Annotated in this window: 24 protein-coding genes and 1 pseudogene; 10 read left to right on the top strand and 15 right to left on the bottom strand. The window is 57.9% G+C overall.

Translation table 11 applies throughout. From position 1 onward, the window contains the following. The first annotated feature begins 367 nt into the window (after window positions 1-367). The gene (ccrA, locus tag WDB86_RS13425; RefSeq protein ID WP_339109536.1) at window positions 368-1660 is read left to right on the top strand and encodes a crotonyl-CoA carboxylase/reductase; all 1293 of its coding nucleotides are present in this window, start codon (window positions 368-370) and stop codon (window positions 1658-1660) included. Window positions 1661-1745: 85 nt separating this feature from the next. Here ccrA and WDB86_RS13420 read toward each other — a convergent pair whose 3' ends face one another. Genes WDB86_RS13420 through WDB86_RS13405 form a run of 4 tightly spaced genes read right to left on the bottom strand, consistent with a single transcriptional unit; the run spans window position 1746 to window position 4973 of the window. Further along, window positions 1746-2462, bottom strand: coding sequence for a glycosyltransferase family 2 protein (locus WDB86_RS13420; RefSeq protein ID WP_339108006.1), 717 nt, complete (start codon window positions 2460-2462; stop codon window positions 1746-1748). After that, window positions 2447-3034 (bottom strand): VTT domain-containing protein, encoded by a 588-nt coding sequence (locus WDB86_RS13415; RefSeq protein ID WP_339108008.1) that lies wholly within the window; start codon window positions 3032-3034, stop codon window positions 2447-2449. Before WDB86_RS13415 ends, WDB86_RS13420 begins: the two co-directional genes overlap by 16 nt. A 5-nt stretch (window positions 3035-3039) precedes the next feature. Then, a complete protein-coding gene (locus WDB86_RS13410; protein WP_406736140.1) occupies window positions 3040-4161 on the bottom strand; it encodes a ceramide glucosyltransferase in 1122 nt (373 codons plus the stop codon). Continuing rightward, window positions 4158-4973, bottom strand: coding sequence for a UDP-2,3-diacylglucosamine diphosphatase (locus tag WDB86_RS13405; protein ID WP_406736139.1), 816 nt, complete (start codon window positions 4971-4973; stop codon window positions 4158-4160). The genes WDB86_RS13410 and WDB86_RS13405 overlap by 4 nt, the downstream gene beginning before the upstream one ends. Window positions 4974-5173: 200 nt before the next feature. Between WDB86_RS13405 and WDB86_RS13400 the strand changes: the two genes are divergently transcribed. The 5 genes from WDB86_RS13400 (at window position 5174) to WDB86_RS13380 (ending at window position 9971) form a co-directional block, all read left to right on the top strand. Continuing rightward, window positions 5174-5452 carry a YMGG-like glycine zipper-containing protein gene (locus tag WDB86_RS13400; protein WP_339108011.1) on the top strand — a complete coding sequence of 93 codons (279 nt, stop codon included), beginning with the start codon at window positions 5174-5176 and terminating at the stop codon, window positions 5450-5452. A gap of 205 nt (window positions 5453-5657) precedes the next feature. Beyond that, window positions 5658-6416, top strand: a complete 759-nt coding sequence (locus WDB86_RS13395; RefSeq protein ID WP_406736138.1) for a hypothetical protein — start codon at window positions 5658-5660, stop codon at window positions 6414-6416. Between the two features lie 257 nt (window positions 6417-6673). Further along, on the top strand, window positions 6674-8164 hold the full coding sequence (locus WDB86_RS13390) for a recombinase family protein (protein ID WP_406737053.1): 1491 nt from the start codon (window positions 6674-6676) through the stop codon (window positions 8162-8164). Continuing rightward, the gene (locus WDB86_RS13385; RefSeq protein WP_406736137.1) at window positions 8164-9069 is read left to right on the top strand and encodes a plasmid partitioning protein RepB C-terminal domain-containing protein; all 906 of its coding nucleotides are present in this window, start codon (window positions 8164-8166) and stop codon (window positions 9067-9069) included. Before WDB86_RS13390 ends, WDB86_RS13385 begins: the two co-directional genes overlap by 1 nt. Further along, the gene (locus WDB86_RS13380) at window positions 9066-9971 is read left to right on the top strand and encodes a plasmid partitioning protein RepB C-terminal domain-containing protein (RefSeq protein ID WP_406736136.1); all 906 of its coding nucleotides are present in this window, start codon (window positions 9066-9068) and stop codon (window positions 9969-9971) included. Before WDB86_RS13385 ends, WDB86_RS13380 begins: the two co-directional genes overlap by 4 nt. Before the next feature lie 349 nt (window positions 9972-10320). Here WDB86_RS13380 and WDB86_RS13375 read toward each other — a convergent pair. Beyond that, window positions 10321-10491 (bottom strand): annotated as a pseudogene (locus WDB86_RS13375) (IS110 family transposase); the annotation flags it as partial. Window positions 10492-10629: 138 nt separating this feature from the next. Here WDB86_RS13375 and WDB86_RS13370 point away from each other — a divergent pair. Further along, window positions 10630-10899: a transposase gene (locus tag WDB86_RS13370; protein WP_406736135.1), complete on the top strand. Its 270-nt coding sequence runs from the start codon at window positions 10630-10632 to the stop codon at window positions 10897-10899. 62 nt (window positions 10900-10961) lie between these two features. On the opposite strand, the gene WDB86_RS13365 is transcribed toward WDB86_RS13370, so the two are convergent. From WDB86_RS13365 to WDB86_RS13355, 3 genes are all read right to left on the bottom strand, one after another. Then, complete coding sequence (locus WDB86_RS13365) at window positions 10962-11834, bottom strand: hypothetical protein (protein WP_406736134.1); 873 nt, start codon at window positions 11832-11834, stop codon at window positions 10962-10964. Between the two features lie 61 nt (window positions 11835-11895). Continuing rightward, window positions 11896-12348 (bottom strand): hypothetical protein, encoded by a 453-nt coding sequence (locus WDB86_RS13360; protein WP_406736133.1) that lies wholly within the window; start codon window positions 12346-12348, stop codon window positions 11896-11898. Beyond that, window positions 12267-12635: a TniQ family protein gene (locus tag WDB86_RS13355; RefSeq protein ID WP_406737052.1), complete on the bottom strand. Its 369-nt coding sequence runs from the start codon at window positions 12633-12635 to the stop codon at window positions 12267-12269. The genes WDB86_RS13360 and WDB86_RS13355 overlap by 82 nt, the downstream gene beginning before the upstream one ends. Before the next feature lie 477 nt (window positions 12636-13112). On the opposite strand from WDB86_RS13355, the gene WDB86_RS13350 reads away from it, so the two are divergent. After that, the gene (locus tag WDB86_RS13350; protein ID WP_406736132.1) at window positions 13113-13472 is read left to right on the top strand and encodes an ASCH domain-containing protein; all 360 of its coding nucleotides are present in this window, start codon (window positions 13113-13115) and stop codon (window positions 13470-13472) included. A gap of 111 nt (window positions 13473-13583) precedes the next feature. Here WDB86_RS13350 and WDB86_RS13345 read toward each other — a convergent pair whose 3' ends face one another. The 7 genes from WDB86_RS13345 to WDB86_RS13315 form a co-directional block, all read right to left on the bottom strand. Continuing rightward, window positions 13584-14090, bottom strand: a complete 507-nt coding sequence (locus WDB86_RS13345; RefSeq protein WP_406736131.1) for a hypothetical protein — start codon at window positions 14088-14090, stop codon at window positions 13584-13586. A gap of 161 nt (window positions 14091-14251) precedes the next feature. Further along, window positions 14252-14443, bottom strand: coding sequence for a hypothetical protein (locus tag WDB86_RS13340; RefSeq protein ID WP_406736130.1), 192 nt, complete (start codon window positions 14441-14443; stop codon window positions 14252-14254). A 73-nt stretch (window positions 14444-14516) separates the two neighbouring features. Continuing rightward, on the bottom strand, window positions 14517-16313 hold the full coding sequence (locus WDB86_RS13335; RefSeq protein WP_406737051.1) for a TniQ family protein: 1797 nt from the start codon (window positions 16311-16313) through the stop codon (window positions 14517-14519). Continuing rightward, window positions 16306-17274, bottom strand: a complete 969-nt coding sequence (locus WDB86_RS13330; protein ID WP_406736129.1) for a TniB family NTP-binding protein — start codon at window positions 17272-17274, stop codon at window positions 16306-16308. Before WDB86_RS13330 ends, WDB86_RS13335 begins: the two co-directional genes overlap by 8 nt. Then, window positions 17261-19411, bottom strand: a complete 2151-nt coding sequence (locus WDB86_RS13325) for a hypothetical protein (protein WP_406736128.1) — start codon at window positions 19409-19411, stop codon at window positions 17261-17263. The genes WDB86_RS13330 and WDB86_RS13325 overlap by 14 nt, the downstream gene beginning before the upstream one ends. Next, window positions 19411-20043 carry a hypothetical protein gene (locus tag WDB86_RS13320; RefSeq protein WP_406736127.1) on the bottom strand — a complete coding sequence of 211 codons (633 nt, stop codon included), beginning with the start codon at window positions 20041-20043 and terminating at the stop codon, window positions 19411-19413. Before WDB86_RS13320 ends, WDB86_RS13325 begins: the two co-directional genes overlap by 1 nt. Before the next feature lie 275 nt (window positions 20044-20318). After that, window positions 20319-20561, bottom strand: coding sequence for a transcriptional regulator (locus WDB86_RS13315; protein ID WP_406736126.1), 243 nt, complete (start codon window positions 20559-20561; stop codon window positions 20319-20321). A 234-nt stretch (window positions 20562-20795) separates the two neighbouring features. On the opposite strand from WDB86_RS13315, the gene WDB86_RS13310 reads away from it, so the two are divergent. Beyond that, on the top strand, window positions 20796-21407 hold the full coding sequence (locus tag WDB86_RS13310) for a helix-turn-helix domain-containing protein (protein WP_406736125.1): 612 nt from the start codon (window positions 20796-20798) through the stop codon (window positions 21405-21407). A 668-nt stretch (window positions 21408-22075) separates the two neighbouring features. Next, window positions 22076-23458 (top strand): hypothetical protein, encoded by a 1383-nt coding sequence (locus WDB86_RS13305; protein WP_406736124.1) that lies wholly within the window; start codon window positions 22076-22078, stop codon window positions 23456-23458. Window positions 23459-23519 lie beyond the last annotated feature (61 nt).

Raw genomic sequence — 23519 nt, 5'->3', positions numbered from 1 at the left:
AACAAGAAAATTCTGCATCGCAGAGATTTCTTGTGACTGCCGCGCCTTCGCCACGCAATCACAGGATGCATACTGACGGTTAAGCTCTTCTTGCATTTTACCGGAAAGTTACCGCGCCCGCCGCAAATCATGATATAAGACTTTCAGGAAAAGTCAGCCCTGCAAGGCCCGCCTGCACATTATGATAAAATCTTCCGCGCAGAAGACAGATCTTCTGCCCGCAGGAAGACGAATGCTTGAAAATTCAACGCGACACATAATTACAAAAAATAAATCACAATGGTTGCATTGTTGCGCGACCGATTGTAATCATACCCTATAGCCGCGTGATTCTGCGGCGCGGCATCTTAGGAGGAGGAAGATGGGGATGGCATTGGACAGCGAGAGCAACATGGTGCCCTATACGGCAGAAGAGAAAGAGCTCTACGAGATCGGGGAAATCCCGCCCTTGGGCTTTGTTCCGCCGAAAATGTACGCATGGGCAATCCGTCGGGAGCGGCATGGTGCCCCCGAGGAGTCGTTCCAGAAAGAGGTCGTGGATACCTGGGCCATCGACAGCAACGAGGTTCTGGTTCTGGTGATGGCGGCGGGCGTCAACTATAACGGCGTCTGGGCGGGCCTCGGCGTTCCGATCAGCCCCTTCGACGTGCACAAGGCCCCCTATCATATCGCGGGCTCCGATGCCGCAGGCATCGTCTGGGCCGTGGGCGACAAGGTCAAAAACTGGAAAGTGGGCGACGAGGTCGTGATCCACTGTAACCAGGATGATGGCAATGACGAGGAATGCAACGGCGGCGACCCGATGTTCTCGCCCAGCCAGCGGATCTGGGGCTACGAGACCCATGACGGCTCTTTCGCGCAATTCACCCGTGTGCAGGCGCAGCAGTTGATGCCGCGTCCGCAGCATCTGACCTGGGAAGAAAGCGCCTGCTACACGCTGACGCTGGCCACCGCCTACCGGATGCTGTTCGGGCATCACCCGCACGAGCTGAAGCCGGGCCAGAACGTGCTGGTCTGGGGCGCGTCTGGTGGCCTCGGGTCCTATGCGATCCAGCTGGCCAATACGGCAGGTGCCAATGCGATCGGGGTGATCTCGGATGAATCCAAGCGGGAATTCGTCATGGCTCAGGGGGCCAAGGGCGTGATCAACCGCAAGGAATTCAAATGCTGGGGCCAACTGCCCACCGTGAACAGCCCCGAATATAACGACTGGCTCAAGGAGGCCCGCAAGTTCGGCAAGGCGATCTGGGACATCACCGGCAAGGGTGTGAATGTCGATATGGTCTTCGAACACCCGGGCGAAAGCACCTTCCCCGTCTCCACCCTCGTGGTGAAAAAAGGCGGCATGGTGGTGATTTGCGCGGGCACCTCGGGGTTCAACTGCACCTTCGACGTGCGCTATATGTGGATGCACCAGAAGCGCCTGCAAGGGTCGCATTTTGCAAACCTCAAACAGGCAGCCTCGGCCAACCGTCTGATGATCGAGCGGCGTCTGGACCCCTGCATGTCGGAAGTTTTCCCGTGGGAAGAAATCCCGCAAGCCCATACCAAAATGCTGCATAACCAGCATAAACCGGGCAATATGGCTGTTCTGGTGCAAGCGCCTAAAACGGGCCTGCGCACCTTTGCCGATACGCTGGAAGCCAGCGGTCAGGCCTGAAAACCGCCCCGAGGCAGGGGCTGAACGGAAAAGGCCGCCAGAAGGCGGCCTTTTTTACGCGTGACTGGCCCTCTCTGCCCCCCTGTCAGGGCTGCGGCGGATGCCCTGCAAGCTGGCGCGGTGCGACACGCATCTTGCGCATCGACCAGATCTGCCCCCCCGCCTCCAGCGGCGAGACCACGCGGAACATATCGGCCAGCATGGCGGCATCGGCGCGCAGACCCGCCGCCCAACTGCCCAGTTTGGCATGTTTATAGGGGCTGTCGACATCGGGCCATTCGACCACCGCCAGACGGGCCCCTTTGCGGATCAGCAGGCGGTTCATATGCACCTCCAGCCCGAAATGCGGCAGCGCCTCCAGCCCGTCCAGCAGCCACGCGCGCGGCAATACCCGCTCGCCCGAAATGTAATCCAGCCCGATCATATGCCACAGCGCAGGCGCATTGCGCCGCAGGCTGATCGCCACATCGGCCGCCCCCGAGCGCACGGGGTCGAGTAATTGCGAGACATGCAGCCCCGTAAGCCCCAGAAGATCGCTATCGAGCAGCATGACATGGCTGCCCCGCGCCTCACGGATCCCACGTGCGACCGCCGCCGTTTTACCACCGTTCTGCGTCTGTCGGACCAGCTGGACCGATGGCAGCGCGCCCACGATTTCGGGCGTGCCATCCGTCGACCCGTCATCCACCACGATGACCTCCTCCACCGCCGGATGGCAGAGCACCGCCTCGAGCACATTGCGAATGCGCGGTGCCTCGTTATAGGCGGGGATCACACAACTGACGCTTAGTCCTGCGGACATGACGATTGCCTCTTGTGATGGATATACCAGCCGATGCCGGCAAGGATCAGCACCCCCAGCAGAATGATGGAACCTTTCGAGATCCAGCCATCAATGCGGGTATAGGCCGAGCCCATGAAATAGCCCAAAGCCATCAGGGCAAGGGTTTTGGGAATGGATGCCAGCAGATTATACAGCAGGAACGGCAGCACCGGCATCCGCGAGATGCCCGCGGCCACCAGAATTGCGGCCCCTGCGGAATGGGTGATCTTGCCAACCAGAAGCGTGCGCCCGCCCTTGGCGCGGAAATGGCGCAGCATCTTGCGCAGGCGCTTGCCATCCAGCCCGAGACGATGGCGCCATTTCGCAGGGATAATCCCCAGCCCGCGCCGCCCAAGATAGTAAAACCCCAGATCGCCGATAAGATCACCCGCCAGCAGCACGAAAAACAGCGGCAGCAGATCGAACAGACCATTAGAGGCCAGCCATGAGGCCAGCACCGTCACAATCGGCCCTTCGAGAATAGAGAGTGCGCCAACAAGAACCAGCCCGTGAGCGGCCAGCAGGGAAATGATTTGATCCAGTCCGAACATGATCTTTACTTTACGGCTTTCGGCGGCGTTAGGGAACCACCGCGATCCATGGCAGAACCGCGCCATTCAAAGCCGCGCCGCGTCCATGTGACCGCCCATAGCGCGGGCATCAGGATATCGCGCAGCACCATCGCCGCCACGTCGCGCGGGCCGTGCGGCCAGCCTGCAACGCGCGCCAGCCCCCATTCCGCAAGATACCACAGCCCCCAGAGGACAGGCACCAGCGCCCCCTGCCCCATGCCAAGCACAAGCAGCGCCGGAAGCCACGGGCCCAACAGGATCTCGGCGGCAAAAATGGCCAGAAACCCGTCACGGCGCACCCGCGCCCATCGCAGCTGGCGGTCCCAGACCGCGCGGAAGCTGCGCCGCCCCACAGGCTGGGTGAAGGGGTGGCGCACAAGACGCACCTTCAGGCCCTGCGCCCGCACCGCCTTGGTCGAGGCCACATCTTCGGCCAGATCCTGCCCCAAGGCCACCAGCCCGCCTGCCGCAGCCAGAACATCGCGCCGCCAGCACAAGGTCTTGCCCTGCGCGAAACCGTTGCCCAGCATATCCGCCGAAATCTGCCAGCGCGCCTGAAAACTGTTGAGGAAGGCCGCCTCGACCGCGCCCCAGAGATTTTCCGCACGCGTGCCGATGGGCGGGCTGGTCACAAGGCCGGTATCGGCCTGCACCACCTCGAGAATACGGGTGAAATAATCGGCAGGCAGCAGCAGGTTGGCATCCGCCATCGCCAGCCACTCTCCAACGGCGCGCTGCACGCCCTTCTCAAGATTGTTGAGCTTGGGATTGCCGGTAATCCGGTCATCGCCGATCAGGATCTGTGCCGGAACATGGGGATATTTCGCCACCAGCCCCCGCAAGACAGCCACGGCGGGGTCCTCCTGCTGCGCGGCACAGAAAATCACCTCGTAATCGGGATAGTCCAGCAAAAAGCTGCTTTCCAGCGTTTCTGCGTCAAAACGGTCCAGCCCGCAAACCGGACGCAGAAGGGTGAATTTCGGCTGCGACACAGGGGCCGAAACCTCTGTGCTTCGATAGCGCCACAGACAAAGCGCCACCGTCACAAGCTCTACGCCCAGCAGCACCGCCACAAGGGCAAGCAGCAAAAAGTCCAATGTCGTCACGCCTGTACCTCGGCCCCCTGCGGAAGCTTGCGGCCCTTGCGCTGCGCAGCGGGGCGCAGTTCAAGCAGTTCGAGCCGCCCGTCTTCGGTCTCAATCATGGCGGTATGGCTGTCAATCCAATCCCCACAGTTGGCGTAAACCACTCCTTCGATGGTGCGCAAGGCCGGCTTGTGGAAATGGCCGCAAATGACGCCATCCACCCTGCGCGAACGGGCCAGCTCGATCAGGCGCGCCTCGAACTTATTGCCCGCCGTCATCAGCATATTGGTTCCGGCGATCATCATCTCGACGAGATTGCGCTCGGGGAGGCGATGGAACGACCGCAGCAGAACCCGCCGCGCCCATGCATCCACCTGCCGCAGCCCCGCATCACAACGCGACCCGAGCCGCGTCATGAAATGGAACCGGAACAGCCGCGAATCGCATTGATCGCCGTGCAGCACAAGAAACTGCCGCCCGTCGGCGGCACGGTGGACCAGCTCGTCCACCAGTTCCATGCCCTGAAAGCGGCGGCCCAGCCGTTTGCGCAACTCCGCATCATGATTGCCGGGCAGATAGACCACCCGCACACCGGCACGGATGCGGCGGCGCAGCTCGTCCATCACCGCATCATGTGCCGGCGACCAGAACGGCGTGCCGCCATGCCAGATGTCGAGAATATCGCCGACCAGATAGATGGTTTCGGCATCGGTTTTCTTCAGGAATTCAAGAAACCGTCCCGCCTGACTGCCCCAAGCCCCAAGATGCAAATCCGATACGAAAAGCGTTCTGACGCGCCGTTGCCGGACAGGCGGGGCGAAGCTTTCGGTCATACCCTGATCCTCATACATCTCTTATCGTCTTTGGTGCCAAGCGGATACGAAGTTCCAGTGACACATAGATGAAGCATTCGTAACAGCGGACAAGTGCGCCACGATAACAAACGCGGGAACTTGTTCGGACGCACGGGCGTTAGGCCTTTGATGACGGGTCCCGAACCGGCCCCGCTATGTATCTGTAATTGGAGCCCATGATGAAAAAAGTTCTTCTTGTCCTGCCGATGGTTGCTGCCCTTGCGGCCTGCCAGACCGCCAACCAGACCCGCACGGCTGGCGCGCTGACCGGTGCGGCCCTCGGGGCGAATATCGCGGATAACAACGACACGAATGCAATCTCGGGGGCAGCAGCAGGGGCAGCCGTAGGCCTGATTGCCGGTGAGGTCGTGGCCCAACGCACCAATCCCGATGCCAAAACCTGCCGCTATACGGACCGCTATGGCCGCTCCTATACGGCCGCCTGCCCCGCACGCTGAGCTCTGCGCAGCACTGCCGGTATCAGCCAAGGCCGTCCTTCCGAGGCGGCCTTGGTGCATTGGCCGAACCATGCGTCCTATCTGCACGGCCATATGGCGCAGCCCCCCGTGACCACTTGACCAAATTCGTCGAAGGCCAAATCCGGCGAAGGCTTGCGGATACGGCCCGCCGGACGCTATTGGGACCATCCGAAGGAGAGCTCCCGTGCCCATAGTGTCGCCCCGCCCGCCCAAGCTGCACCGCATTCTCGAAAGGGACGGCCTTGCGATCGACTATTGCGCGGGGCAAGGGGCCGATCTGGTGATCTCCTTCTCCTCGATCGGGCATGATCCCTCCCGCCTGCCCCCGCCGGAATTTGTGGCCAGCGCCACAGGACACAGGGCGCAAGGCACCCCCCGCCCTGCGCTGTTTGTCATGGACCACCATCGCAGATGGGGCAACGCGCCCGAATTCTCCACCAGCCTGCGCGATGCCTTTGCCTATGCGCAGACACAGGGACCGGTGCGGCATGTCACGGCGATGGGGCTGTCGATGGGGGCCTATTGCGCGCTGATCGCGACGCAGATCCTGCCGGTGCAGGCCGTGCTGGCCTTCGGCCCGCAAAGCTCGCTCCAACAGGCCGCAACCGGCTGCGCCCACTGGCTGGACTGGATTGCGCCACTGAAAGAGCCGCGCTGGCCGGTCGCTCCGCAGCCCCCTGCGACATGTCACACGGTGCTGGCGCATGGTCTGGAAGACGACCTTGTGCAGGCGCGTGGCTTCGGTCTACACAGCTCTTGCGACCACCTGCTGTTTCCCACCCAAAGCCATGCCTCCCTTGTGCCCCATCTCAAGGCACGGGGATGCCTTGCAGGCCTTGTCACCGCATTGATTGCCGGAGACAGACGCCGCCTGCTGCGGATCCTGCAAGCGGCAGGTGGCCTGCGCCGCAAGACGGAAGACATCGCCCCACCCGCCGCGTGACGGCACGCCCGTGCCTGCCATCCGTCCCAGCCCTACTCCAGCCCCAGCGCCAGCCCAGTCCCAGCCCAGTGCCAGCCACGAATAACCGGCCGCCCCTGCCGGCCCGACCGCCTGTCACAAAAGCAAAAGGGTTTCGCACTATCATCGGCGCATCCCCAAGACGGTCTTGGCAATGCGCAAGGAGACAAGGCATGCCCCAGCCGTGCGACAGCCCAGCATCCGCTGCCCCTCTGATCCGCGCGGCGCAATATGTCCGCATGTCCACGGACCATCAGCGGTATTCGACAGAAAACCAGAGCGAGGCGCTTCAGGCCTATGCAGCGCGGCGCGGGATGGACATCGTGCGCAGCTATACGGATGCGGGCAAAAGCGGCCTGCGCCTTGAAGGACGGGACGCGCTGAAAGCCCTGATCGAGACCATCACCACCGGTCAGGCGGATTTCACGGCCCTGCTGGTTTATGATGTCAGCCGCTGGGGACGCTTTCAGGATGCGGATGAAAGCGCCTATTACGAATATATCTGCCGTCGGTCCGGCGTGTCCATCCACTACTGCGCCGAGCCCTTCGAGAATGACGGCGGACCCATCGCCACCATTGTCAAAAGCGTTAAACGCGCGATGGCGGGCGAATATAGCCGCGAATTGTCCAACAAGGTCTTCACCGGACAATGCCGCCTGATCGAAAAGGGGTTCCGGCAAGGTGGCCCAGCCGGATTCGGCCTGCGCCGTCTGCTGATCGACCAGCACGGCCTGCCCAAGGGCCCTTTGGCGCGCGGCGAGCATAAGTGCCTCCAGACCGACCGTGTCATCCTTGTGCCCGGCCCTGCGGAAGAGGTCGAAACGGTGCGCCGCATCTATCGCGATTTCGTTGAAAACGGCCTGAGCGAGACCGATATCGCCACCGCCCTCAACCGTCAGGGCCTCAAGACGGATCTGGGGCGGGCATGGACACGCGGGACCATCCACCAACTGTTGATCAACGAGAAATATATCGGCACGAATGTCTGGAACCGCGTGTCGTTCAAGCTGAAGAAAACCCGCATCCGTAACGATCCACAGCAGTGGGTCCGTGCCCCGAACAGTTTTCCCGCGCTTGTTGAGCCCTCCCAGTTTGCGGCTGCCGCGCACCGGATCGCCGCGCGCAGCGCGCGTCTGTCCGATCAGGACATGCTACAGGCGCTGGAGCGGTTGCTTACGGCACAAGGCGCGCTGTCCGGCCTGATCATTGACGAGGCCGAAGGGCTGCCCTCCAGCCATGCCTATGCCAGCCGGTTCGGCAGCCTGCTCAGGGCCTATCGCCTTGTCGGCTATCACCCGCGCAGGGATTATCGCTATATCGAGATCAACAAACGCCTGCGCGCGATGTATCCCGCGCTCGTCGACGCGATCGTCCAGGGCATCCGCGACGCCGGTGGGCAGATCCATGAAACCGCCGCCGGAGAGCTGCGCCTGAACCATGAACTGACGCTGTCACTGGTGATCGCGCGCTGCCATGCCCTGCCCAGTGGCCGGTTGCGTTGGCGGATACGGTTTGACACCAGCCGGATACCCGATCTGACCCTTGTGATCCGGATGGATCCACGCAACCGCCGCGCTCTGGATTACTTCCTGCTTCCCCTGATCGAGATCGGTACTGCCCAGCTCCGGCTTGAGGAAGAAAACGGCCTCGCTCTGGAGGCTTTTCGCAGCGACACGCCCGCCCCGCTCTTCCAGCTTGCCCGAAGACAGCCCCTAGAGGAGATCGCCTGATGGACACCGCCCCCGCACAGCGCGTGCAGATCATCCCGATCGCACAGATCGAGGTCATGAACCCGCGGGCCAGAAACCGCCAGATCCATCAGGAGATCGTCGAGAATATCGATATGATCGGGTTGAAGCGTCCCATCACGCTACGGCGTGCCGCGACGCAAAGCGACCGCTTCGAGCTGGTCTGCGGCGAGGGTCGTCTGGAGGCGTTCCGGATGCTGGGCCAGACAACGATCCCTGCGGTCATTATCGAAGCCGGTGACGCCGAATGCATGATCATGAGCCTCGTCGAGAATATCGCGCGCCGCCAGCACCGCCCCATCGAGCTGATGAACGAAATCGGCGCGCTGCGGCAGCGGGGCATGTCCGAGGCGGTGATCGCGGCCAAAATCGGCTGCGCCCCGAGCTGGGTACATCTGGTCTGCGCCATGCTGGCGAAAGGCGAAGACCGTCTTGTGGCCGCAGTCGAGACCGGGCTCATTCCGGTCACGCTGGCCGCCGAAATCGCGCAGGCCGAAGGGGACAATGTGCAGAACCTCCTGATGGATGCCTATGCCGAGGGGCATCTCAAGGGGAAGAAACTTGCGCAGATCCGTCGTCTCCTTGCCCAACGCAGCGCCCAGACAAACGCCGCCAAATCGCCGGGGGCCGGCCCCGCCCCTGACGCGAAAAGCCGCAAAAGGCGGCTTACCCAGAGCGACCTGCTGAAACTCTACCAGCGCGAGGCGGACCGCCAGCGGGTTCTGGTGCGCAAATCCGACATGACACAGGCGCGGCTGCTTTTCGTGATGCAGGCCCTGCGCGACCTCCTGTCCGAAACGGCCTTCCATGCGCTTTTGCGCCAGAAGGGCCTGCATGACCTGCCCAAGGCGCTGGCCGAGCGGCTGCAACCGGCCTCCGCACCATGACAGACACCCTACCCCCTCCGACCGTCAAACTCGGCTTCGAGCCGGAGACCCTTCTGCTGCGTCTGGACCAGATACTGACCCTGAAGCCGCTGCGGCCCGAGACCAAGGAGAGCAGCAAATACAAACAGATTCTGGGGTCTGTGAAGGCTGTAGGGCTAGTCGAGGCCCCCGTTGTGGCGCGTCACCCCAAGGATGGAAACCGCTTTTTCCTGCTGGACGGTGCCCTGCGTATCGAAGCCCTGAAAGATCTGGGACAGACCCGCGTTGAATGCCTGATCAGCACCGATGACGAAACCTATACCTATAACAAGCGCATCAATCGTCTGCCCCCGATACAGGAGCATAAGATGATCAAACGGGCCATCGCGCGCGGTGTCCCCGAGGCGGCCATTGCCACAGCACTGGGGCTGGATATCAAGTCGATCCTGCGCCGTTCCCGCCTGCTTGAGGGGATCTGCACAGAGGCGGCCGAGCTGCTACGTGCCGCGTCCTGTCCGATGGCAAGTTTCGATATCCTGCGCAAGATGGTGCCCCTTCGCCAGATCGAGGCGGCTGAACTGATGCTGGGGCAAAACAATTTCAGCTCGGGATTCGCCAAGGCCCTGCTTGCAGCGACGCCTGACCATCATCTGGCCCAGCGCCGCCGCAAGCCTGCGGGCTCCGACGGGCAGGCCATCACGGCAACGGCGCTTGCCCATATGGAACGCGAACTGCTTAATCTGCAAACGAAAATCCGGACATTCGAAGACAGTTTCGGCATGGACACCCTGCATCTGACCCTCGTCCGCGGATATCTGCGCAAGCTGCTGGCCACGCCCGAGATCGTGCAGTGGCTGGCACAGAACCGAAAAGAATATCTAAGTGAATTCCGCACCCTTCTCGACGCGGACCGCATCTCGTAAACATAACCCGCCCGCCACGCCGGACAGCCCTCTCCCGTCCCGGCATTGAGGAATGGCGGTACAAGGGTCTGTGGATGCCACCGGACCCAGCCCGAATTGAACATGTGGCCCCTGTGACTTCGGCAGTCTCTCGAGAAGAGGCGCCGCTTTTCCAATGCACGGAAGCGAACGCCTCGCCCGCAAACCAGACCGAGAGACAAGGCATCGTATGAAAGCGGCCTCAAGCATAAAGATCTTGCACCCATACAACGGTATGCAATCGTGACATGAGACGCAGTTCTTTGCTGGTGGAGATTGGGGGAATCTTCCGCGACAAACGGGTTGAGCGCAGGAAGCGCGTCAGTACGCATCCGGTAGCCTCGAATGCGACCCGGACAGGTAGACCGTATCCTGTCAGAGCCTGTATGAGACGGTCAAAATCTTCCAGCCGATTGAGAACCGTCAATCTTCTGCGGCGCGACTTGGCGATGTCGATTGCGGCCAAAACAGTCTTCGTGTGTGTAATACTCATCGTGGTCATAGTCGGTCTCCCTCGTGGTGTGGTTCGTACAAACCACTGTAGGGACCTGGCGTCGGCTATGATCACCTGCTGCGCGATTTGGGGGCTGCGCAGGCGATCATAGCATCTCCGACCGATGCGTTCCGAAGGTGTTACGGCTTGGTCTTCACCAGCCACCACTTCACAAAAATTGTCCGTAGTTACGGGCTGAAGCAGGAGTTCGTAACTCCGCACTGCCCGCAACAGAACGGCATGGTTGAACGCTTCATCAGGACGCTGACGGAGCAATGTGTGCAGCGCCACCGTTTTGAGACAATCCAACACGCAATGCGTGTCATCGCCGACTGGATCGCTTTCTACAACAACCGCCGCCCTCATCAGGCCCTTGCCATGCGCACGCCTGCTGAGGCATTCAAATTAGCGGCTTAACCTGAGCAGATTCCGCTGGGTCGATACATAGCAGCCCAATCGAGAAAATTTCGTGAGTCTTTTCAACTGCACGTGTCATTCGGTTCTCGCCCAAACCTCACCCTTGCAAGGAGCTGCTCGACATCTGCGGCATAGGCGTAGCGGAGCGCCGTTCCGAATTTGATATGCCCGATCAGACCTAGCTCCATCATCGCCGTCACCTGCGTTGGCGCGATATTGAGCCTTTGTGCAGTAGTGGTCAGGTTGTGCAAACCCTGCCAGAACGTAATCGCCCTTGCCAGTTGCGCTGGTGTCGTTTCCCGAAGCGCGGCCAATTCCGCCTCGGATAGTAAATCGACATGCGCGATGAGCCGCCGGATCAGCGCCACCCCCAGTCCGGATTGCCGCCGCGCCGTCTCGAAAGAGATCCGCTGGATCTCGGGGGCAGCTTTCCCGAGCACAGTTTTTCCGGGCATCATCGTATAGCTGCGGGTCGCGAATTGATGCACGCAGTCTAGGATGTCCTGCATTTCCGGCTGATCATCGACCGATTGCAGCCAGCTATAGAAAAGTCCGAGATCGGAGGACAGGTAGGAGCGTCGCCTCGCCCCCCTGCCCCGCAGCGCTTCAAGACAATTCTCAAGCGCGATAGGGCCGGAAGACAGAACATTGAAACCCTCAAGACAGTAGTCATCTTCGGCTTGGCTCCACTCTTTCTGACATCCAAGCTGCTTAGAGATCGCGACCTTATTGCGCATCGCCAGCCAAAATGTTGCGAGGGCGATATCCGAATTAGGTTTAAATGCCATTTTGACGGCCAGTACGACGCGTGTCGCACGGTCCAAGGCCACGCAGATCCAGAAGCGTCCGGTTCTCAGCTTGTCAAAACTCGGATGACTGACATCGATGCCACCCCCTTCAAGAAAGGCTAGAAGATCTATCTGCCATTCGTCCATCTCGACGCCTTGCAGGGGAGCCTCACCGCCTCGGCCTTGAAGATGCGTAACCGGACCGCCATTATCGCACCTCCGACAGCGTCAATATGCTGCGCTCGGTGATATGCTGCGACAGATCTGCCTCAACTGCCCCGTCAAAGATCGCCCGAAAGACCGCGCGATAAGCCCGCCCCTTCAGCCTGGTCGCCTCCACGACCTGCTGCACCGGTGTCGATCCGTTCAGCCCGCGCAAGACCTCGGCGACAACAGCATCCGCTTCCGCGTCCTCAATCCCGCGAAACATATGAAGGAGCTCGGCATTCCGCACCTCTGCCTCGGAGTAGCTGTTCTCGGTCACGAGCAGAGCATCATCCGCAAACCGCTTCGGCAGTTGAGCTTTGATAAGCTCGAGCTCCTTATCGAAGCCGTTACGTTCGACCAAGGCGCTTGGCTTTACGGCCAGAGCAAGCTTGAAGCCGGTCTCAAACAGAAGAAGGTAATCAAAGACGTGATACCGAAGCTTCGGCGCAGGCATACGGGGCAGATGCGTATGCGCGTGCGCTGCAGGCTATGGGTCGTCGCGATCTCATCGCGCAGGCGAAAGCGGCTATGACCGAGATGACGGATGGAGACCCGTGCCAGTGTAGAAGCGTCACAGCCTGCAAGCTGCGCAAGCTGAGCGATTGCCAGAGGCTCTCCGCGGAACAGAGGGTCGACAGGAAAGGCCAGGTCGGCGCAGAACTGGTAGACAGAGGGTGCACCATTGCGTGCTGCCAACCGCGTTAGCAGAGACGAGGCCGGTTCAAAGCGTTCGTGCTGCACGGTCAGCGGCAGCGGCGCGAAGTCCGCCTCAGGATCTACAGATCGACTTTTTGCCACGCATGTCTTTCGGGATTGGGCATTGGATTCGCCCTGATCCTACGCCAGCCCGCTCAATCGACCAATACACCAAGCATAGGTCAAAAACACATTCGTGGACATTTATGTGAAAGAAAAGCCAGTTTCGTCTGACATTCGACAACTTCTGTCGAATGTCATCGCTTTGCAGCCCAATCGAGGAATTTTCGTGAGTCTTTTCAACTGCACGCGTCATTCGGTTCTGGCCCAAACCTCAAGCATTTTTGACCCAATCCCAAGATAGCCGTATCAACTAGCGGGCGCAGTATCTGCCGCAAGTCTACTGGGCGACATAATACCCGTTTGAAAGCCAGAGGCAGCTTCGAGCCCGTTGCGGTCATTGCTCGGCAAATACATTGCAGGTAAAAGCTCCGGGATAAAGATTAGTTGAAGGCTAAACGTATGAAGGCCCTATCTATTGTTGCCCCCGGCGGAGCCAGAATTGCGTGTGGCGAAAAAACACTAGAGGTCAGGCGATGGGTTCCAGATCTTCAGCCTGACGAAGATCTCTTGATCGTTGAAAATTCTCGTTTTCTGCACATTGACGGCGAAGAGGATCAAGATGGGAAGGCGGTTGCGGTCGTAAGGGTTGCTTCTGTGAGGCCCTTCCGCAGCACAGACATCGCAGCGGCTTGCGCCAGCTACTACGAAGACGGTTGGCTGGCATGGGAACTCACGAACCTCCGCCCGATATCATGTTCGCTGCCCGTGCTCGCCGCGAGGGGAATCTATGAAGTGCCCGTCGATTTGCAAATGCTGTGAACGCCCACTTCGCCCCGCTGCGCAGAGCTTCAGATGGCCAGAGACTGCTGTCACGCGGCGAAAGGCGGCTTCGGTCCGCATTGCTGACGTTTGCAATGATCGCCGTGCCGCTCACTTCTCGTAAGGCTCCTGTTCTCGCCGGGCACGGCATTTTTGCCAATGCTCGAGGTCGATCCCCCAAGTGTTGCTCAGCTCCGGGTTACGCGCTTCCTCTTCGGAGAGCTCGCTCACTCCACGCATGAAAAGGCCCATCCAGCTGTCCCATTCCGGAATATGGGCGAAGTTGATATTCATCTTGCCCTTTTCCGTGAGTTCGACACGCATATGCGTGAAGGGATCGCGGTCGAAAGGTGGCGTGCGCCGCAGGTTCAGGGCAAGCGTTTCGATTGCGCGCATGGCGTCGAATGGTGTTGCTTTTGAACCCATCGGCCCGATGCGGTTTCCGGCGTCGTCGAGCCAATCCAACCTCGATCCATGCCCCCCAGAGCCGAAACGGGCCCAGAAAACAATTGCCTTTGCCTCTGGCGGGAAGACTTTCCAAAGGAGCTTTCCGATTTCTTCTGTTACTTTTGAGCTCTGGGATTTGCCGCCAGAGATGTGCCGAGACCATTTGAACATGGTAATCCTATAGCTGTGTTGTGGTTTTCGACGGCTACGGAGCGCAACCTTAGCCTGATTTCGCGCCTGTCTCTCTCCGGTTCCATAACATCCATTCCGGTCCAGAACGCAATCAGGGCGGGAATTAGACCCAATCTATGGCTAGGCTGTACGCCCTGAATTTACGACATCAAGAACTTTACAAGCGCGATCAGAACGAGCGCTGCGATCGCACCAACGGGAACCCTATACCAGCGGTTTTGCGCCTGAAGCCGCATCGTCTCGGCAATGAGCGTCCCCGTCACGGAGTTGAGCCGCGCAATATCTTCCCTGATCTTCTTCGCTTCTGTTTCAGTCATGGTCGCGCCGCTCATGAAAATATCTGCCTAGGGTAACCCCGAAACCCTAATAAAGCGAGGAATTCCGCATTCCACAGGCGCTCAGCTGTCAAAACTCACCTACCAGCGCTCTGTCATAGACCCTGATGCGGCCCCCTCCACAGTCGAGTGTTGGCACCCCTGCCCGATCCAGTTGGCGCGCAAGATGAATGGGTGCCTTTTTTACATCTGCCGCCAGTTGGCCAAGCGTAAGATAGGTTTGTTCGAAGGCCGCGATACTGGTCCGGCTAATCAGCTGATGCAGATGATTGGTCTCGGGGTTTCGCTCTGTCACGCCCCGAAGATAACCGGCGTTTCTCAACGACCGAACTGAGCCCGCGCTGATCTTAAGACGCTTGGCCGCGTCCAGAAGCGGCAGGTTACCTTCCCGACAAGCTGGCACCGCTTCCTGCACTTGTTGACCGACCGGCACATAGAGCCCCCGCAGTCCCGCGACATCGGCCGCCCGTGCAATACCGTCAAGCGACCCCGAGCGCCATTGCGCAACCAGATGCGCCACGCTGATCCTCTGCGATCGCGCAAACTGGTGGAGAGACTGAAACCCCTGCAGATGCGGCAGCACTGGCAGTTCTGATACCTGCGAAAGCAGTTGGTCGACATCGGCAGCATAGGCGTAGCGGAGCGCCGTGCCGAATTTGATATGCCCGATCAGCCCCAGATCCATCATCACCGTCACCTGCGTTGGAGCGATATTGAGCCTCTGTGCAGTGGTGGTCAGGTTGTGCAAACCCCGCCAGAACGCGACCGCCCTTGCCAATTGCGCCGGTGTCGTTTCCCGAAGGGCGACCATTTCCGCCTCGGAAAGTAAATCGACATGCGCAATGAGCCGCCGGATCAACGCCACCCCCAGCCCGGATTGCCGCCGCGCCGTCTCGAAAGAAATCCGCTGGATCTCGGGGGCAGCTTTTCCGAGCACAGTTTTTCCGGGCGTCATCGTATAGCTGCGGGTCGCGAATTGATGCACGCAATCGAGGATGTCCTGCATTTCCGGCTGATCATCGACCGATTGCAACCAGCTGTAGAAAAGTCCGAGATCGGAGGACAGGTAGGATCGTCGTCCCACCCCCCTGCCCCGCAGCGCTTCAAGGCAATTCTCAAGCGCGATAGGGCCGGAAGACAAGACATTGAAACCCTCAAGACAATAGTCGTCTTCGGCTTCTGGCGCGAGTTTTGAGAGACTATCGGCGGGATCACCTGCAAGCACCGCACCGAGGGTGAGACAAGCTCCATGCAATTGGCCAAGCTCCAAGCCGCTCATCCAATCGGCCTCCACTTGCCCACGGATCCGGCCCCGTACATAGGTCTCGAAATCCGTAGCAAAATGCGGAGCGGCGTGATCGGCTGCGGATCGCAAAACATCCTGATGACGGCCCAGTTGCGTCACCACATCATAGGTTTCATGCGACGTGGCCGCCCGAGGCAATTCGAGCAGGGCGACCTCATGCCGTTCACATCCCTTCAGACAGAGCACATTCCATTCCAGAAGCTGATGCGCCCCTGACCTGCCGAACTGTGCCAAAGCCTCCTCCAGACAGAGCGGGCAGACCCGCGTAAGACAGCGGTGAAACACCCCCGTTGTGCTGCGCATCTGTCCGATACGATAGCGTCCAATACCGATCTGTTCCGGATTCCAGTGATGAAGATAGGCCAAGTCTACCCCCGAGACTTCGGCCAGCAGCGAGAGCTGATCGGGATGGCCCGAGCAGAGATAGGGCCATCTCAACCCCATATCCGAGCAAAGATCACGCGGCGGGGTCTCATTGCGACAGGCAAGCCGTGCCGCAATGCTGGCAGGTGTCTCGCCATCAAACGGAGAGACCGACAGCGCAAGGTGACGCTCAAGCATCGTCATCCTCCTCGTCATCATTGAAGCTCTGACGCGGGTCGATGCGGTGGAAATCTTCCGCGATAAATGGGTTGAGCGCAGGAAGCGCGTCAGTACGCATCCGGTAAGTTTCTGCGAAATGCTCCTTGCGCAGGCAGCCATTGATCCCGTCCTGACCAAGAACCCTTGTCTGAGCTTCAACGATGAACTGCGCCAGAAGGCCGAATTCATAATCTGCCGCATGCATAAGACGTGATGCGAACTCATCCGACATCACATCCTCCCCCATCTGCAGCCGCGCCCGATCACAGTAGACCGAGACCAGACTGAACACCTCCTCATGGCTCGAATATTGCGACAACCGCTCGATCTCGATGGGATAGATGCGCCGCGCCAACTGTGCGTCCTGATTGATGATCCTTTTAAGGCCAGGCATGCCCGTCAGCATCAAGCCTACGGGCCATTGACTGTTCTCCATGAGAGACTTCAGGGTATTAACAATCGCCTGTCGCTCTTTGATCGTCTGGTGCTGTGCCAAATCCTGCGCCTCATCGAGATGCAGGAAGAGCGTTTTCCGCAGCTTGCAGTGCCGCTTCACGAGGTTCCAGATAACCGCCGAGGATCGATCCTGCTGCAGCTTATATCCCAAGGCATGCAAGATATCGGTCCCGACCACCTTCATCGTTGCCGGAGACGGCACCTTGAGACTTACCAGCTCACTTTCGCCCTCCGGGCCCTCAAAAAGAAGCCGGCTCTGGTATCGCCGCCTCAGTTCCTTGATAGCCGTCGTTTTGCCAGCGCCAGACCGGCCCACCAGCGCGATGCCGCGCAAATCCGCCACAATCCCGTCCGCAAGATCGGCACGGCGTTGTTCAAGCAGCTGATCGAAATACTCCTCAAGGCGACGGAAGGCCGCAGTCGGGATATAGGCAGACCGGATATCCTGAATAATCTGCCGCACGTTCGGGTCATTCATTGTCATCACTGAACCTCCAATTGAATTTGGGTTTTCGCGGGCCGCTGTCGGTACTCGGCGCTAGATCTGGCGGCGCGGGTTGCGCGGAAGCCGCCGGTGTCTTCGAGGCCGCCTGCGAGATTGCATTGCTGAGGCTTGGCAGATCAGAGTGAGGGGTGATTTGTTCCGCCTCGGCCTCACCACCAAAGCTCAATCCGAAAAAGCACTCCTGCTCGGCACGCCGGATGTCGCGCGCCGATACTGTCAGTGGGCCAATCTGCCGCCATGCCCGCTGGGCATCGTCGTTCTTGTTTGAGCGTTCGAGGGCTGCATCCACCACATCGATATGAAGGCGCGCGGCAGCCTTATTGGTCCGCCGGAGATCGCGGATCGTCGCGTCCCAGACCGCCAGAGACACGCCTTGCAGCTTGCTCAGTCCGGCGGGGATGGTGTGCCAGGCATCGTCATACCAAATGGACAGAAACCCCATATCCTCGGGATCAAGCCGCAGGTCCATTTTCTGCGCGCCATAGCGCATGAAATACTCAGCAAGTTCCTGGCTATGGTAATTAACGCCACAGACCAGAGCCCCATGCCGCCCCAGCTGGCGTTGCAGGGGAATACCCAGAATATGGCGCAGATCATGCGGGGACTTAATGGGGCTATGGCCATATTGATCGATCAGGCGGTGCCAAGTGTCCGCCGGCGTCGCATATTCCAAGCCGCGATGCGGCGTATGGTGGTATTCGTCGACAACGAAACTGACGAGCAGTTCGACAATGCTCTCGGCTGTATGGACGATATTCTGATCAGCAGGATAATCACCGCGCTCTTGCGGATTGCCGAATGTTCTCCCTGTCAGCCGCTGCATCAACCGCGTTCCAAAGGTTCGAAAAAGCCGCTCGATACGCGCGCGCAATTTTGGAACCCCAGCGGGTAAAACCGCATAGCCCACACCAAGATCGGCCAAGGCTACCGAGAATTTCGAATCGACGAATGCGCTGCCGTTATCGACGAAAACCGAAAAGATATGCCCGCCTTGGCTCCACTCTTTCTGACATCCAAGCTGCTTGGAGATCGCGGCCTTATTGCGCATCGCCAGCCAAAGGGTCGCGAGGGCGATATCCGAATTAGGTTTAAATGCCATTTTGACGGCCAGTACGACGCGTGTCGCACGATCCAAGGCCACGCAGATCCAGAAGCGTCCGGTTCTCAGCTTGTCATAACTCGGATGACTGACATCGATGCCACCCCCTTCCAGAAAGGCCAGAAGATCTATCTGCCATTCGTCCATCTCGACGCCTTGCAGGGGCGCCTCGACCAATAGACCTTTGGTGTAAGGACCAAACTTATTCTTGGCGACCGTGAGCCCTTCTCTCGCAGCGCAGACTTCGAACTTGTTCAACTCGGAGATCCGTCGTCTGACCGTGCTTTCAGAAACCTCTGGCTCCGGCAGGTCTTCATTCAAGGCGAGTGACCTGTTTAGCTCGCGAATGGCCCTGTTCACTTGCATGGTCACGTAAGGCACATTGACCCGGTTCGGATGCAGGTAAAGCTTGAATGTCTCCTGCATGATGGCCTCGGCCCGCGCAGAGACCCGCTTGGCATTCTGGCTATTGAAACGCGACCTTTTGACAAAGCACATCGGATCGCGCGTTTCCTGCCAATCCCTCAGCCATTTCATCAGTGATGTCCGACAAGGCGCGCGCAGCGCGAAGAGCTTTGCCAGTTCGTCAGCGTTGCGCCCTTGGCGGATCTGCTCCGTCAGCCTCGCTTCGACACGTTCGACCAGTTTGGGCATGTAGGCACACACGGAAGCTTGCGAGCGGCTGACTTCCTTGGCGGCCTCCCCCGCCTCAAATTCTTCCACGAAAAGCTGTTTGCGAAAAACGCGGGCCTGCTCGGCAGCAGGCATTCGGCTGACAAGCATGCTTCCCGCCAAGGCCCGCCGCGCAGCTCTTGAGTTGGAAAAATAGCCATATTCCAGCCGTGCCTTATCATCGTCCAGCATCGTTTTAAGATCCTGATGGCTCAGGCAAAGAGGCTCGGAATTGGCATTTAACGCGCGCAACTCCACAAGCGTCTCGCTCACATTATCGACCATGTGAAGGGTCTTGCCGAGGATCACCGCCTCGGCCTTGGATATGCGTAATCGGACCGCCATTATCGCACCTCCGGCAGCGTCAATATGCTGCGCTCGGTGACATGGTGGGACAGATCTGCCTCAACTGCCCCGTCAAAGATTGCCCGAAAGACCGCGCGATAGGCCCGCCCCTTCAGCCCGGTCGCCTCCACGACCTGCTGCACCGATGTCGATCCGTTCAGCCCGCGCAAGGCCTCGGCGACAACAGCATCCGCTTCCGCGTCCTCAATCCCACGAAACATATGAAGGAGCTCGGCATTCCGCACCTCTGCCTCGGAGTAGCTGTTCTCGGTCACGAGCAGAGCATCATCCGCAAACCGCTTCGGCAGCTGAGCTTTGATAAGCTCGAGCTCCTTATCGAAGCCGTTACGTTCGACCAAGGCGCTCGGCTTTACGGCCAGAGCAAGCTTGAAGCCTGTCTCAAACAGAAGAAGGTAATCAAAGACGTGATACCGAAGCTTCCCCGCAGCATCACGGAAGGGAACGCGGGGCGGCTGGTCCCAGATGTCGACCACTTCCTTTTGCGAGAAGCTAACGAGCAGGCATTTACGCTCCTCATTGCTCTCGAAGATAAACTGACGCCATGCAGCACTCCGATGCAGTTTGGCCAGTAAAAAACCACGCGCGCTCGACTTTGAGCGCGCCGCAAACATACGCGTCGCCCGCGTGCGCTCCGGAGGCACATACGGCCCCCCGCAATCAAATCCATCCATCGGAATTCTTACCCGCGCGACAGATCAATCTCTGCCCACGCCGAGCTCCTCTTTCATTGAGACACAAGGACCCGCCGCGCAGAAAGCTCTGCGCGCTTGACCGGATCCAGAAAATGGGTCATGAAAGAGATGTATCGGGTTGCTACTTGATACATCTCCATAGAGGGCCCTCGGAGCTGCAACTCCGACGGCCCTTCTTCATTTACCGCGTATTGTTACAGATCATCATCGGCCCTCCTGTTGTGACAGGGGAACAGGTCCTCGACGGGCCGCCCCACGGCTTCGGCAAGCGCTTTCTCGATGCGCGCAGACCGGCACATACGTTTTCCAACCAAAGTCAGCGCTGAGTCATTCACGCCAATCTCACGGGCCAGCTGCGCAAGGGATGTTCCCCGGATACGCAGCTGTGCTTTCAGCAGTTCATGGGCGTCTAATTCTTCCTTCGTCGGGGTGCGCATAGAGCCGCCTCCGGGTTCTGCATGAATGAAATCTGGGCAAGCCCCCTTCCAAGCTAAGGAACTCCATCTTTCTGGGTCAACCGCTCAATCAATTGACTTCAAAGGAAAAAGAGACGCGGACTCTTTGGTCCGATCGGACCGAAAAGTCCGACCGTTGTATTTCCAAGATAAATTTCGGTTCCCACACTAAGGTTTCTGAGTAGGCTAGAGAAACCAGCAGCGGAGGTAATCAAAATGGCAGAGGGAGACAGCCCATACGATTCGACGATCAAGCACGTTGGAGCGACCGAGCTGCTGAACTTTCGACTGGAGAGAGGTTGGACCAAAAAGCATCTCAGTACGGAGCTCGGCATATCGACACGAGACTACTACCGCTACGAAAAGGGCGAACGTCCCGTGCCAGCCTCGGTGCGGTGTGCGATGCTTTATAAGTTTCAGCATGATCTGTTGCCCGCAGAAGAACTGGCCCGCCACATGGGCGTAACGTTTGCACCAGCACGCGAACCTGTCCCCACGGTCCTCCCTACTCCATCACCCGAGCCAGAATTGGATTTCTGGGCCAAGCAGAGAGAAGAGCTTCAACGAAATCGAAGAGAGCGATATAGCAAAACTGGGCAGAAGCTGTTGAAAGTGCGCGACAACGCATTCGCCAGCGCTACAGCCTATGTCGGGGTGAAGCATCTCGCCCTGATATTTGATCTTCCGTTTGGCCTTGAGATACATGGAGTTGATTGGGCATTCTTGGCGTCGTATCTGATAATCACAACTGCAGCTTTGGCAATTGTTAGCGAACTCCCCCTTATCAAGATCGCTCGTCATTTGCTGGGGCGCTCTCAGGCATCCTAAATGCTTCAAGTGAGATGTGGCGCTATGAGGCTAATTTACTTGTGCCTCTAACCCTCTCGCGGTACCGCTGATTAAACGGCGACAACTCAGCGAAAATACTGGCTGCGAGCTTCTCCCCCGACACCCTTCATCGGGGAATATGGGCGGATTGTGTTGAAAAACTCCCTCACCGAGCAATCACAGGGCTCCGACGAGAATTTCGTTCTGGTAGAGGTCAGATTTTTCTCTCTGGCGCGGCTTCTTAGCTCCAAGTTAGAACAGGCGTTCCGGAGTTCCGTGCTGTGTTGGAGCCGCCCGAGTTTTTCAACACAATGGGCGGGGAGCCGCCATTCGTAGTGGACCAAAATCAAGAACCTTCAGTATCAAAGGATGTCGGCTGTGGACCAGAACGACGACATACCTATGTAAAGCCTTACATGAGAACTAAGAGGTTCTGCTGGCGATCGCCCCATGAACGCTGAAGCGGTTTCGACAGCGAACCGCATTTCTCTTCGAGATTGCAATTCTTAGCGGAATGGATGTTATGGAATCAGAGATAGACAAGGCCGGAGTAGCGGTAAGGTTGCGCCTGTGGGCGCCTCACAGGTCAACCGGCGGCAGGTGTGCTATGGTCAAATGACTTAATCAATGTTTTTATTTTGTAGATGCATGAACGTACGAGGGATTTCTTGAGCAATAAATTTGAAATCAACCCAGATGAACATTACCAATGCATTGATTTAAATACAGAAAAAGGACACGCATGCACTTTTCGTTACGAGGACAAAGACATACGTGTTCGCGTTCATTCTTTTGCTGAAAAACCCGAATTAAATGCTGAGGAAGTGATATTTCTTCTATCTGAGAAGATGAAAAAAATATCCCTTTTCAATAATGTTGATCTAGGAACGCCGCGGGTCTTTGGGCTGGATGACCAGATTTATTATTGTCAAAATATACTGTCGAACTGTGCAGTAATTGGAGATGAAATATGGCCTAGTGATCAGAAAATAAAAAGGATTCTATTCAGGTTACCTAAATCTGACATTCTATTTAGACACTCTGAAAAACTCTCTGCATTGGCCAGTGGCGACATCGAAGAAAAACACTTCAATCTTTTGGACGTCAAAACGCGCAACCTCAATGTCAAAATTGGATACACGGCAAAGGGTAATGCTTATGGCGGCGGCTGGACTAGTACTGGATGCATATTTGATATTGAGTTAGATAATCCCGTGAAAATGGGAGATCACCTTACCTATCAAAATGATATTAACTGCTTCTTTTCAGGATGCCTAGGCGTCTTAATTATAGAGGATGAGCAATGTATTAGTCCTGACTCTAGCGCTGAGTTAGACGCTCGTCTGAAACAACGCAAGACTGCCCGTATTTATAGAGAATTGCGGCTTAAGAATCCCAAAGACATCACAGATTTCGAAGGCAATTTTCACGGTTCGCCAGCGTGGGGTGTTTCCGACACGGAATTATCTAACACAGCACGCTGCTTAAAGGCTTGGATCGAAAGAGCGGATGACTGGCGTAATGCCTATTTACATATGCAGAATTGTTTACGTCAAAGATCTGAAGTATCCGCGGAACGCTTAATTTCTGCTTGTCGATGGCTTGAAAACATACCGACCGCAAAATTTGAGAAAGTGATCAATGATAGCAATCTCGAAAACATCGCAAGCTATGCCAGAGAAAAATCTGAAGAGCTGCATCTCGACATACCTCTAAAACGACTGACAGGATGCTTATCGTCCTTAAAAAAAGAAACTCATGAGCAAAGATTCTCACGCTTAATATCTGAGTTGCCAAGAAGCGGTCTTACTAAAAAACCTTCTGCAACATTCGTAGAAGATCTTAAAAAATCTCAGTCCTTGAGAGGGGCTGCCGCTCACAGCCATGTGGATGCGAAGACACCTGAAGCATTCAACGACTTTTATCGAGCGCTGCTATCTTTAGAAGCGTTATGCTTTTTGCTCACGATGAATGAGTTACCATGGACAGATGAGGCTAAACGTCGACTACAAGGCCATCCTCTAATCCAAAACTACAATCATGCACCCTAAATGCGGATCGGCATGTACATCACCATCTCAAACTATGACCGCGAAACGGGTGTTATGTCGC

Source organism: Thioclava sp. GXIMD4215 (assembly GCF_045291555.1).
In the GTDB taxonomy this organism is placed as follows: Bacteria; Pseudomonadota; Alphaproteobacteria; order Rhodobacterales; family Rhodobacteraceae; genus Thioclava; species Thioclava litoralis.
The sequence above is the reverse complement of the archived record's forward strand: the minus strand, read 5'-3'. Positions and strand labels throughout refer to the sequence as shown.